This is a genomic window from Peribacillus sp. P4_B1, from assembly GCF_056402395.1.
The window spans coordinates 1-12,154 of record NZ_JBFUHM010000082.1 but is presented as its reverse complement, the minus strand read 5'-3'; the positions used below and the strand labels follow the sequence as shown (position 1 = coordinate 12,154).

The following is a 12,154-nucleotide window of genomic DNA, read 5'->3' as shown; positions in this document are numbered from 1 at the left end:
GCTGAAGGGAGAAAGGCAATGAGACTTATAAAGAATACGAATAATATCGTTTTCCCGATACCTTGGCTTTGAAAGGAAGCGATATCTTTAGGAGAATATATGCTTACCCATAGTTGTTTGAATATGTTCAATGTTTTCAGCACCTAACTATATAAGATTCCTAACCAATTTTAACTATTTGGGAAAAATAAAACAACCTGTTTTCTGCTTCAATGGTTTCAACCATTAATAAAGAGGCAATTATGGAGTGATAGAGGCAAAAATAATAAATGAAATGAGAAAGGGCGTTTTTAGTTATGGATACACTATTTTGGATAATAATTATCCTCATGTTCATAATGGGCTTTGTCGGTCTGATTTTTCCGATCATCCCAAGTGTTTTATTCATATTCGGCGGAATATTGTTATATGGACTATTTTATTCCTTTGAACCATTTGGCTGGTTTTTCTGGACTGTCCAAATTTTATTCGTCATCCTTTTATTCGCAGCTGATTATATAGCAAACATGGTTGGAGTCAAAAAATATGGCGGCACGAAAGCGGGGGTTTGGGGCAGTACGATTGGGCTTCTGGTCGGACCATTCGTGATTCCGTTCGTCGGAATTCTAATAGGCCCATTTATCGGGGCATTCTTGGCGGAAATCCTAGTCCATAAAAAAGACCTGGTTACTGCTTCTAAAATCGGCCTTGGTTCCGTTGTAGGTTTTATAAGCAGCGTAATCACCAAAGGCATCATTCAACTTCTGATGATAGGATATTTTATATACGTGGTATTCTCATAGGAAATAAAATCGAAAAATGAAAAATTGAGGCATAAGGTTTGAAACGGTTACAAAAATTTGATACGCTATTGCTAGCGAGCTTCAGGTATCTTTTCAGAACTGAAGCCCTCAAAAAAAACAGCTTACATAGGGAGGAATTTTATAATGGCTTTTGAACTTCCACAATTACCGTATGCATATGATGCATTAGAACCACACATCGACAAAGAAACAATGAACATTCACCACACTAAACATCACAACACATATGTGACGAACCTGAACAATGCCCTAGAAGGCAACCAAGAACTTCTAAGCAAAAGCGTTGAAGAAATTGTCGCTAACCTTGACGCAGTACCTGAAGCTGTACGTACAGCTGTACGCAACAATGGTGGCGGACATGCTAACCACACATTATTCTGGGAAATCCTTTCACCTAACGGCGGCGGACAACCAACTGGTGAATTAGCAGATGCTATCACTTCTAAATTCGGAAGCTTTGACAGCTTTAAAGAAGAGTTCGCTAAAGCGGCTACTACTCGTTTTGGATCTGGCTGGGCTTGGCTTGCTGTCAACAACGGCGAATTGGAAGTAACAAGTACACCAAACCAAGACAATCCATTATCAGAAGGTAAAACTCCACTTCTTGGATTGGACGTTTGGGAACATGCTTACTACCTAAACTATCAAAACCGTCGTCCTGAATACATCAATTCTTTCTGGAATGTTGTAAACTGGGATGAAGTTGCAAAACGTTACAGCGCTGCAAAATAATTAGTAAGAAAAAGACAGGAACTCCTTTACAGGAAATCCTGTCTTTTTTTTGTTTATATATAGATGGCAGTATCTATAAGGTAACCAGTGTAAATGCAACTACTTCTCTGTCTTCGCCGGCCGAAGAGTTTTCTTTACTTTTTTTACATAAATACCCTTGTTTTTTCAAACACTAGAGTGGAATTTAAAGGAGAGTTAAAACAATGGGTATTTTAGAGAGATGGTTGGGTGAAACGGGGGGGAAGAAGGATCTGCACCTCCTTTTGTTTATTGGCGGTCTGTACAGCCTTAGCATTGCTTTATCCAATACATTCGTTAATGTGTACTTGTGGAAACAATCCGGTCAAATTGTTGATATTGCCGTATATAATCTAACCGTGGTGCTTTTTCAACCGCTTACCTTTGTCTTTGCTGGCAGGCTGGCGAAAAAAGTCGATCGAATCATTGTTTTGCGTCTAGGTGTAATCTTTTTGGCCCTATTTTATTTAACTGTCCTTTTGGTCGGCACACGGGCAACGGATTTTCTTTGGCTGCTCGGTGCACTGTTAGGAATGGGCTATGGGTTTTATTGGCTAGCGTATAATGTATTGACGTTTGAAATTACTGAACCGGAAACTAGAGATTTCTTCAATGGTTTTTTAGGGATTTTATCATCCCTTGGGGGGATGGTGGGTCCTATTCTTTCAGGGTTCATCATTTCAAGGCTTGAAAAATTCACGGGATATTCCATTGTATTCGGCTTGTCTTTGTTATTGTTTTCCGTTGCGGTATTTCTTAGTTTTTCGTTGAAAAGACGTCCAGCCCATGGGAAATATTTTTTTCGTCGGATATTGCAAGAACGTAAAAAAAATCGTAATTGGCTCTTGATCACTCGTGCACATTTTTTTCAAGGGATACGAGAGGGCACATTCATGTTCATCATTTCAATCACCGTTTTCATTCAGACGGGTAGTGAACTTGCCTTAGGGAGCTATGGTCTGTTAAATTCAGCCATATCATTCGTTGCGTATTTTTTTGCTTCTCGATATATAAAACAGCCGATGCGAAAGAAAGCGATTCTTATTGGAGGAATCCTGTTGTATGCAGGAGTCTTATTGATTGCAATTGATATCACATTCGGAAAGCTTCTCATTTATGGGGCGATTGTTGCTACCGCTTATCCTATTCTTTTGGTCCCATATATATCATTGACTTATGACATTATAGGCCGCGCTTGGAAAGCAGCGGAAATGAGGATTGAATATATCGTAGTCCGGGAGCTGTTCGTACATTTTGGAAGGATAGTATCCATATCAGGATTCATTCTTTCGGTCATGTTTTTCGACCTAAAGCAAATGCTTCCGATTTATCTGTTAATCGTCGGGGCAGGGCATACGGCCATATATTGGTTTGTACGAAAAATCGATATCATTGACCAAGATTGAAAAGAGGCCATAAAGGCCTCTTTTCAATATCCATGACTTACGGTTTAGATATTATGAGCCGTAAGTCACTTTTTGTGTAATGTTCATTAGATGTTTAATATTTCTAGAACACTAAGGTAGAAAAAAATATAAATGTTCTATAGAATAGTAAAGGACTATTATGACTATGTAAAAAGGATGTGTGGCTTAGTGTGAATAAAAAGAAAAAGAAAAAGACGCATGTGCCTTTCAGATTGAATATTCTTTTCTTTTTAGTGTTTGTTTTGTTTTCCGCTCTCATTTTACGCTTGGGTGTTGTACAAATTGTTTATGGTGATGATTACCGGCGTGAGATTGAAAAAACAGAGGAAGTGACCGTGAATAATTCGGTGCCCCGTGGAAAAATGTATGACCGAAATTTAAAACTGATGGTCGACAACCAACCACTGGATGCAATTACATATACACGAAAGCAAGGTACGAAACAAACAGAAATGGTGGAAACGGCTGAGAAACTCGCGAAGTTGATCGAAAAAGATACGAATAAAGTAACTGAGCGTGATAAAAAGGATTTTTGGATTTTAAATCATCCAAAGTTGGCCGCCAAAAAAATTACTGATAAAGAGAGAAAAAAGGTCGAACAGGGCGAGCTGGAAGAGAGTGATTTGTATAAGCTTCAGCTCAAAAGGATTACGGAGGATGAAGCAAAGCTTTCGAAAAAGGATATGGAAACCCTTGCCATATACAGGGAATTTGCTAGCGGATATGCGCTTACTCCACAGATTGTGAAAAACAAAAAAGTGACGAAGGAAGAATTCGCCAGAGTGAGCGAAAACCTTGATTCGCTTCCTGGGGTCGATATATCAACGGATTGGGATCGTTTTTATACGTATAATAAAACCCTTAAATCTGTATTGGGTAAAGTTTCTTCGTCTGAAGAAGGATTGCCTAGTGAAAGTCTGGACTATTACCTGGCACGTGATTACAGCCGGAATGACCGTGTAGGAAAGAGCTATATCGAGCAGCAATATGAAGATATCCTCCAAGGGCAGAAAGCAAAAGTAAGGAATGTGACCGATAAATCAGGAAATATAGTCGATTCAGAAGTGATTACTGAAGGCCAGCGCGGAAAAGATCTTATATTGACAATCGATATGGATTTACAGCTAGCAACAGAGAAAATCATTGAAAAGCAATTGATTGCGAAGAAGAAAATGGGTAACACCAAATTCTTGGATAGGGCCTTTGTCGTCATGATGGATCCCAATACAGGAGAAGTTTTAACGATGGCTGGTAAGAAATATGAGAAGGATCCGAAAACAGGGAGATCTTCCATAGAGGACTTTGCATTAGGAAATATCACGACTTCCTATACGATGGGTTCTTCCGTAAAAGGTGCTACCGTTTTAACTGGTTATCAGCAAGGTGCGATCCAGCCAGGTACATACTTTTATGATACAAAACTTAAGATCAAGGGAACAAAAGCAAAAGGATCATATAGTAACTTCGGGAACATTAATGATTTGACTGCCTTAAAGGTATCCTCGAACGTTTATATGTTCAGAACGGCGATTAATATTGCCGGTGCACATTATGTTCCGAATGAGCCATTGAATATTAGTTCAAGCGCCTTTTCAACCATACGGAATTCATTTGCCCAGTTTGGCTTGGGTACACGCACTGGGATTGATTTGCCGAATGAAATGAGCGGATTCAAAGGTTCCGAAACATCTCCTGGTAAGCTGCTTGACCTTGCAATCGGACAGTATGATACGTACACACCAATGCAGCTTGTGCAATATGTTTCAACCATTGCGAATGGTGGAAATCGCATGAAGCCGCATATGGTTAAGGAAATTCGCGAACCGGTTGATGATAACGAAGAATTGGGTCCTGTCGATGAAGACATTTCACCGACAGTCATGAATCGTCTGGATATGAAGGAAGATTGGATAAAGCGTGTGCAGAGCGGTTTCGAGAAAGTAACGATGGAACAAGGCGGAACAGCCTATACGTATTTTGGTAAGAAACCATATACGGTAGCGGCTAAAACTGGAACGGCGCAAGCGTTCTATGATGGTCCGAACCGAACGGATTATAGCGAGCCTCAAGATACGATGAATATCACACTCGTCGGTTATGCACCTGCTAAAAATCCGGAGGTTGCTTTTGCTGTCGTTGTTCCGTGGGCATATCAAGGACATACGGGCCACAGTATGAGCAAAGAAATAGGTGAAGAAATCATGGATACTTATTTCAAACTGAAAAAAGAACGGGCTAAAAAGGAAAATACTGAAACCTCGACTGATTTGAAAGTGGAGAATGGTAAAGACGTTCAAAAAGACCAGGCTGAAGTTAGAAAAAGCCAGGAAAATGAATAAAAAGGCTAAAAACACGTTTTTGGGTAAAACCGAAAACGTGTTTTTTTAGGTCGCGATGAATCCAGTTTTGGCATCTTTACAATTCGTACACAATAATTTACTGAATATTTACATTTGCTTCAAATGGGGTTCACAGTATAAAAGTATGATGTGTTTGTAGGACAAAATATTCATATAAAATTCTTAGGGGGATTTACAARTGAGACGTTTCAAGGGTATGGCAATGACCGTAATGATGGGTGGAGTAATTGCAGTTGCGGCGGGTTGTGGATCCGATGATACTAAGACAAGCAGCAGTGAAGGAAAAGGATCAGGCAAACTGCAGGGAGAAGTGATAACGGATGGTTCCTCAACGGTCTTTCCAATCATGGAGGCAGTTGCAGAAGAATATATGGCTACACAACCTGATGTAAAAGTATCAGTTGGATCATCAGGAACAGGCGGAGGATTTAAGAAATTCATCGCTGGTGAGACGGATTTAAGCAATGCATCCCGACCTGTCAAGGAAGAAGAAAGTACGATGCTTGATGAAAAGGGAGTTAAATATACAGAGTTGAAATTGGCATTTGACGGGATTTCAATCGTCGCCAATAAAGATAATGATTTCATCGATTCACTAACAGTTGAAGAACTCCAAAAACTGTGGGTTGATAATGGCAAGGTGAAGAAATGGTCTGATATACGTCCCGAATGGCCGAATGAAGAAATAAAATTCTACTCTCCGGGAACAGATTCAGGCACATATGATTATTTCAATGAAGTGATCCTTAACGAAAAACCAATGGTGGAAAATGCTACGCTTTCAGAAGATGATAATGTTCTTGTACAGGGTGTAGAAGGTGATAAAAATGCGATTGGGTTCTTCGGTTATGCCTACTATGCAGAAAATAAAGATAAGTTAAAGATCGTTTCCATCGACAACGGCAAAGGTGCTGTTGAGCCAACACATGAAACAATTAAAAGTGGGGAGTATGCCCCATTGTCACGTCCGCTATACACATATGTAGCTAATAAGTCGGTAGCTGAAAAAGAACAAGTGGCAGATTATACTCAATTCGTCATTGAAAATGCTGGAGATCTTGCTGAAGAAGTGGGTTATATCAGCCTACCGGAAGAAGAGTACAAGAAAGATCTTGATAAATTGAAAGAACTTGAAAAATAATCGATATTACAGGCTACTGAAATCCCGTCTTGACTCGTTTAAGGCGGGGGTAACAGCTTGTAAATCCAAATATTGCGTGTCTGAAATGGAGGATGCAAGTTGGAACTGAGAAAAACAGAAAGCTATTCTGTACAGCAAATGATCCTGGAAAAGAAAAGGAAGAAAAAAATAAATATAGAAAAAATCATACCTAAACTATTGTTCTTTACTGCGGCAATTTCTGTTTTTACTACAATCGGGATTATCCTGACGCTTATATTTGAAACATTCATCTTCTTTGACAAAGTTTCCATCGTCGAATTTTTTACAGAGGCTAAATGGCTGCCATTTGCATCCACCCCTTCGTATGGGATTATGCCCCTTGTCGTTGGAACATTGAAGATAACAGTGATAGCAGCGGTGGTTGCAGTTCCAATAGGGCTTGCAACAGCCATTTTCTTGAGTGAATATGCATCAGAGAATACGCGGAGAATCATCAAACCGATTTTAGAAGTTTTAGCTGGGATTCCTACTATCGTTTACGGCTTCTTTGCCTTAACTTTTGTAACACCGGTTTTGCGGGATTTATTTCCTTCCCTTGATATGTTCAATGCCTTAAGTCCTGGGATCGTTGTAGGGATCATGATCATGCCGATGATAGCCTCTTTGTCGGAAGATGCCCTTGTATCAGTGCCGAAGTCGATTCGCGAAGGTGCATATGCTTTAGGGGCAACGAAACTTGAAACGACAATTAAAGTGGTATTGCCAGCAGCCATTTCAGGAATTGTGGCATCCATCGTTCTTGCTCTATCCAGAGCGATCGGGGAGACCATGATTGTGAGTGTTGCAGGTGGCTCGACTCCAAATATGAGCATGGATGTCACTTCATCGATCCAAACGATGACCGCCTATATCGTACAGGTCAGTTCGGGGGATGCAGGGTATGGGACAACGATTTACTACAGCATATATGCGGTTGGAATGACACTGTTCGTCTTTACGCTTGTCATGAATTTACTGGCGCAGTTCATCTCTCGCAAGTTCAGGGAGGAATATTAAGACATGAAACTGATAAACAAAAGTCATGTTGCAAAAAAAATGCCCGTTAGGCTGGCTGTTAACACGATTTGTAAAGGATTATTCTTCTTGGCAACATTGGTTGGCCTCATTGTATTGGCCATCTTATTTTATCGGATATTCACTCAAGGAATTGGTCATCTGAATGGGGATTTCCTTCAGAATTTCGCTTCCAGGAGACCAGAGGACGCTGGTATAAAAGCAGCTCTAATCGGTTCAATATGGTTGATGGTAGTCGTGGCTCCAGTTTCCCTGCTGCTTGGTGTCGGAACGGCGATTTATTTAGAGGAATATGCGAGAAAGAATTGGATCACCACTTTTATCAAAGTGAATATTTCCAATCTGGCAGGTGTCCCGTCAATTGTATTTGGACTGCTGGGCTTAACGGTTTTCGTCCGGGCGCTAGCCTTGGACCGGTCCATATTGGCAGCAGGCTTGACCATGAGTCTTCTCGTTCTCCCGGTCATCATAGTAGCTGCCCAAGAGGCCATACGTGCCGTACCTCGTGATTTAAGGGAAGCTTCATTTGGAATGGGTGCAACAAAGTGGCAGACAATATTGAAAGTGGTCCTCCCGGCTGCTATACCTGGCATTTTAACTGGTGGAATACTTGCCTTGTCGCGGGCAATCGGTGAAACGGCGCCATTGGTGGTGGTTGGCATACCGATGTTCATCGCCTTTTTGCCTCAAACGGTCATGGATACATTTACAGTGCTGCCAATGCAAATCTATAATTGGACATCTCGTCCACAGGAGGAATTCCAGCAGGTTGCTGCAGCGGGAATCATCGTTTTGCTCTTCCTGTTAATTTTCATGAATTCAATAGCGGTTTTAATTAGGAATAAATTCCAGAAAAGATATTGATGGGAGGAAGGAAGCATGAATATGACCTTAACGAGAGAAAAAAAGTCACCGGCAATCGGGATCGAAAATGTCGAGTCCGGTGTCTTGACGGAAAAGGTGTATGAAACGTCCAATCTCAATTTATGGTACGGTGAAAACCATGCTTTGAAAAATATTAATCTTGATATGCATCAAAATGAAGTGACTGCCATCATCGGGCCTTCAGGATGTGGGAAATCCACCTACATCAAAACATTGAACCGAATGATTGAACTGGTTCCTGATGTTAAAACGACAGGTCAGATTAAATATAGGAACAGGAATATCCTCGATCAGTCCTATAAGGTGGAAGATTTAAGGACACAGGTGGGGATGGTCTTTCAAAAGCCTAATCCCTTTCCTAAATCAATTTATGAAAATGTTGTATACGGACCAAGGATCCATGGTATCAAAAATAAAAAAATCCTTGATGAAATCGTTGAAAAAAGTTTAAAAGGTGCAGCGATTTGGAATGAAGTGAAAGACCGCCTTCATGAAAATGCATATGGACTTTCAGGTGGACAGCAACAGCGACTTTGTATCGCCAGATGTTTGGCAATCGAGCCGGATGTCATTTTAATGGATGAACCGACTTCTGCTCTTGATCCGATTTCCACTTTGAAAATAGAAGAATTGGTCCAAGAAATGAAAAAGGAATTCAGCATCATAATCGTTACCCATAACATGCAGCAGGCAGCACGTATCTCTGATAGAACAGCCTTCTTTTTAAATGGAGAAGTCATCGAATACTCTGATACCAATACCATCTTCTCTAATCCGAATGATAAAAGAACAGAAGATTACATTACCGGACGCTTCGGTTAAAGAGAAAGGGAGATGCGATAATGATCGTTCGTGAAAATTTCGAGCTTCAATTGAAAGAGTTACAAGGGAAAATCGTGGAACTGGCCAATTTAGCTTCCGGCGCCATTTCAAAATCATTTACCGCACTGGAAAACAAGAATGTTGAAGAGGCTCTTGAAGTTATTGATGATGATACAATAGCTGATTTGCTGGAAGAGGAAATTAATGACTTTGCTATTTTACTGATTGCTAAGCAACAGCCAGTTGCGATTGATTTACGGCGTATCATCGCTGCCATAAAAATAGCTTCAGATATTGAGCGGATGGCGGACTTTGGGGTCAATATCGCTAAATCGGCCATCCGAATCGGTGACCAGCCATTTATTCTGCCTTTAACACCTTTAAAGCAGATGCATGATATTACCCTAAAGATGATTGAACTTTCGATAGAAGCATTTGAGAAGGAAGATGTTGTACTTTCAAGAGAAATCATTGAAATGGATGATGAGGTCGATCGCTTTTATGGAGAGATGATTCGAGGTCTCCTTCGGCTTTCAGATGAAAAAAACATTCAGCAGATCACACAGCTTTCCTTAATTGCCCGATATTTAGAAAGAACGGCTGATCATACAACGAATATCGCAGAGAATATTTATTTCCTAGTAAGAGGGAGATATGTCAGCAGGAATGAATGAACCCAATCCTAATTGAAATAAAGAGAGGCTTTTTCTCGGACATCGTCCATTTAAAAGTCTCTCTTATTCATTAATGTGTCAAAGTGTGGGCCAATTGTCTATATGTCATATTATTCGTAACCACAAACTCGCCGATTTGAACTTTTTTTGCGAAATCATGTTCATTCATATAAGCTTCAAATCCTGCAGCATCATCGATGACCTTTTCCTTTGAAAGCCTATTGGCAATTTCGCTTGTGGTCATATTCKCTTTCACTTCCATGGTATAGGAGACGATGGAGTGATCTTTTTTTGAAGCTTCTTTCTCTTTTATTTCTTTATCCGCATCCTTTGACTGATGGACAGTTCTTTTAGCTTCCTCGATAGGAAGTGAAACGACAAATCCCTCATTCTCTAGCAATTCCTTAGCTTCCTCCGTAGTCGGAGTGGTACCATCGATTATTCCGGTACCGTAATAAAATCCTGTAAAGATTGTTGTTGTAAGGATGATACCGGCGGAAAGGCCTTGCAGTCTTGCTTTATTCATCTTTATTCACCCGCAATCTTTGTTGCTTGATCACTGAGATGGTTTGTTCCTTTGTTAAAGAGGATTGTTTTGCGATTTGGTCCAAAGAAAGACCTTGGCTATATAAGGATAGAACCTGGGTTTTTAGAATTTCATGAATGGGTTCGATATCATTGGAAGTGACAGGTGATTTAGTCTTTAAAGGAGGAATCGGGTCATCCTGGATAATGAATTCCTCTTCAAGAATTTTCACTTTCTTCTTTAATTGGTAGATATCCTGCATATAGGTTATCGTCATCTGTTCTAAATCTTCTTCTAATTTGGCAACTTTATCTTTACTGATAAAGGAAATGATAAGAATGATGATCGCTAATGAAAAAAGAAGGATTATAAGGATTTCCATGTTTACACCCCAGAAGATAATTTTCGACATATACTTATATTTTACACATATTTTTAAAAAATTGGAGATTTTTATATCTTGGATATGGCAATAAACTACATTAATGGTCTGTTTGGTTTCAAATTATTGTCGAAAAGCCTCATGACTATCGATGAAGAAAAAAATTCAGGCATGAAAACGGGAAAAAAACCTTTAAAAGATAACTTACATAAAATTCGACAAAAAGTGTTTATTGTCCATCAGCCAATTCAGTGCTAACATAAAGATAGAATAAAAAGAAAAGACGAAATATTATGAATAGTTAAAAATCAGCGAACCTATAAGATAAGAAAATGGTGTGCAGATTCTAAGTGGAAAGTTTCACTGTCAGCGCCTAATGATAAGTTATATAAGGATAAAAAAGGGGAAGGGATGATTATATGAATTCGCTATTCGCATATATGCCGCAGGATAACCAGGATCTATATCGTAAGGGATTAAAGGCTGGGTTATGGATGGATGAGAGTTTTGATTGGTATCCTGAGGAAGACATGATGAGTCATCCTAATGGAGAGATCCGGACACTTTCGCAAACTTATACCCAGGGTCAGGTGACCTTTTCGAAGTTCACGATTAGGAATACTTCATTTGAGACTAAGCGTCCTAAAGTGTTTTTTCACTATGAAAACGCTTTCGAAAGACAGGCGGTGGCTTTTTACAGCCCGAATGAAAGGGCGATTTTACATGTAGCACCTCAATCGATTGCCTTACTGGGTGGATTGGTGAAAGGGAAAAGCATCTCTCAATATTGCATCCAAGGTAAGGGAAGCCTTTATCAAGAGGGATGCTTCAAATCACTGAAAGAAGGGCTCCTGGCTTATTCACCGCTTGCCAAAGGCGAAGTTACCAGCGTGTTTACATTAGAGACGGAAATCTTACCTAAGGAATGTATAGAAGCTGTGGCTTGGGTCATTCATGCTGAAACGAAAGAAGAAGCGAAAGTCATAAATAATCAGCTTCTTCTGACGATGCAAAACGTGAACAATTAAAATTAAAAAAAGTTAATGTTGGTTTTCCCAAAAAACATACTAGCAATTCGCATTGAATAATGATATTATAGAAAAGTCCTATGTGAAAAAGTCAATATGTTTGGAGGGAAATACACAATGCGCGTAAATATTACATTAGCTTGCACTGAATGTGGAGACCGTAACTATATTTCTAAAAAAAATAAACGTAACAATCCAGACCGTCTTGAGCTTAAAAAATACTGCTCAAGAGAAAAACGCAGCACGACTCACCGTGAAACAAAGTAAGCAACAGGATTTTTCCTGTTGTTTTTTTTTTGC

15 protein-coding genes are annotated in these 12,154 nt (G+C 39.7%); 12 read left to right on the top strand and 3 right to left on the bottom strand.

The features are described 5' to 3' along the window. A partial coding sequence (locus AC1DVK_RS25235) for a DUF1189 family protein (RefSeq protein ID WP_477627659.1) occupies window positions 1-143 on the bottom strand: 143 nt, incomplete at its 3' end. Window positions 144-296: 153 nt separating this feature from the next. On the opposite strand from AC1DVK_RS25235, the gene AC1DVK_RS25230 reads away from it, so the two are divergent. The 9 genes from AC1DVK_RS25230 to phoU all read left to right on the top strand — a co-directional run bounded on the left by AC1DVK_RS25230 (window position 297) and on the right by phoU (window position 9,918). Next, window positions 297-782, top strand: coding sequence for a DUF456 domain-containing protein (locus tag AC1DVK_RS25230; protein ID WP_089361524.1), 486 nt, complete (start codon window positions 297-299; stop codon window positions 780-782). Window positions 783-926: 144 nt separating this feature from the next. Beyond that, the gene (gene sodA / locus AC1DVK_RS25225; RefSeq protein WP_034308436.1) at window positions 927-1,535 is read left to right on the top strand and encodes a superoxide dismutase SodA; all 609 of its coding nucleotides are present in this window, start codon (window positions 927-929) and stop codon (window positions 1,533-1,535) included. 203 nt (window positions 1,536-1,738) lie between these two features. Then, window positions 1,739-2,959: an MFS transporter gene (locus tag AC1DVK_RS25220; protein WP_089361523.1), complete on the top strand. Its 1,221-nt coding sequence runs from the start codon at window positions 1,739-1,741 to the stop codon at window positions 2,957-2,959. A gap of 191 nt (window positions 2,960-3,150) precedes the next feature. Continuing rightward, window positions 3,151-5,319 carry a peptidoglycan D,D-transpeptidase FtsI family protein gene (locus tag AC1DVK_RS25215; protein ID WP_477627658.1) on the top strand — a complete coding sequence of 723 codons (2,169 nt, stop codon included), beginning with the start codon at window positions 3,151-3,153 and terminating at the stop codon, window positions 5,317-5,319. 223 nt (window positions 5,320-5,542) lie between these two features. Beyond that, entirely contained in the window at window positions 5,543-6,481 is a 939-nt protein-coding gene (locus AC1DVK_RS25210; protein ID WP_477627657.1) for a PstS family phosphate ABC transporter substrate-binding protein, read from the top strand. A 138-nt stretch (window positions 6,482-6,619) separates the two neighbouring features. Next, window positions 6,620-7,519 carry a phosphate ABC transporter permease subunit PstC gene (gene pstC / locus AC1DVK_RS25205; protein ID WP_410860516.1) on the top strand — a complete coding sequence of 300 codons (900 nt, stop codon included), beginning with the start codon at window positions 6,620-6,622 and terminating at the stop codon, window positions 7,517-7,519. A 3-nt stretch (window positions 7,520-7,522) separates the two neighbouring features. After that, window positions 7,523-8,401, top strand: coding sequence for a phosphate ABC transporter permease PstA (gene pstA, locus AC1DVK_RS25200; RefSeq protein ID WP_089361520.1), 879 nt, complete (start codon window positions 7,523-7,525; stop codon window positions 8,399-8,401). A 15-nt stretch (window positions 8,402-8,416) separates the two neighbouring features. Next, the gene (gene pstB / locus AC1DVK_RS25195; protein ID WP_061464069.1) at window positions 8,417-9,244 is read left to right on the top strand and encodes a phosphate ABC transporter ATP-binding protein PstB; all 828 of its coding nucleotides are present in this window, start codon (window positions 8,417-8,419) and stop codon (window positions 9,242-9,244) included. Window positions 9,245-9,264: 20 nt separating this feature from the next. Then, a complete protein-coding gene (gene phoU / locus AC1DVK_RS25190; protein ID WP_089361519.1) occupies window positions 9,265-9,918 on the top strand; it encodes a phosphate signaling complex protein PhoU in 654 nt (217 codons plus the stop codon). 70 nt (window positions 9,919-9,988) lie between these two features. On the opposite strand, the gene AC1DVK_RS25185 is transcribed toward phoU, so the two are convergent. Continuing rightward, complete coding sequence (locus tag AC1DVK_RS25185) at window positions 9,989-10,444, bottom strand: hypothetical protein (RefSeq protein ID WP_477627656.1); 456 nt, start codon at window positions 10,442-10,444, stop codon at window positions 9,989-9,991. Then, the gene (locus AC1DVK_RS25180; protein ID WP_477627655.1) at window positions 10,437-10,826 is read right to left on the bottom strand and encodes a hypothetical protein; all 390 of its coding nucleotides are present in this window, start codon (window positions 10,824-10,826) and stop codon (window positions 10,437-10,439) included. The genes AC1DVK_RS25185 and AC1DVK_RS25180 overlap by 8 nt, the downstream gene beginning before the upstream one ends. 78 nt (window positions 10,827-10,904) lie before the next feature. Here AC1DVK_RS25180 and AC1DVK_RS25175 point away from each other — a divergent pair, with 78 nt between their 5' ends. From AC1DVK_RS25175 to rpmG, 3 genes are all read left to right on the top strand, one after another. Then, window positions 10,905-11,084 carry a hypothetical protein gene (locus AC1DVK_RS25175; protein ID WP_410860352.1) on the top strand — a complete coding sequence of 60 codons (180 nt, stop codon included), beginning with the start codon at window positions 10,905-10,907 and terminating at the stop codon, window positions 11,082-11,084. 161 nt (window positions 11,085-11,245) lie between these two features. After that, window positions 11,246-11,854, top strand: a complete 609-nt coding sequence (locus AC1DVK_RS25170) for a hypothetical protein (RefSeq protein ID WP_061464064.1) — start codon at window positions 11,246-11,248, stop codon at window positions 11,852-11,854. 117 nt (window positions 11,855-11,971) lie between these two features. Beyond that, the gene (rpmG, locus tag AC1DVK_RS25165; protein ID WP_028391797.1) at window positions 11,972-12,121 is read left to right on the top strand and encodes a 50S ribosomal protein L33; all 150 of its coding nucleotides are present in this window, start codon (window positions 11,972-11,974) and stop codon (window positions 12,119-12,121) included. The last annotated feature ends 33 nt before the right edge of the window (window positions 12,122-12,154 follow it).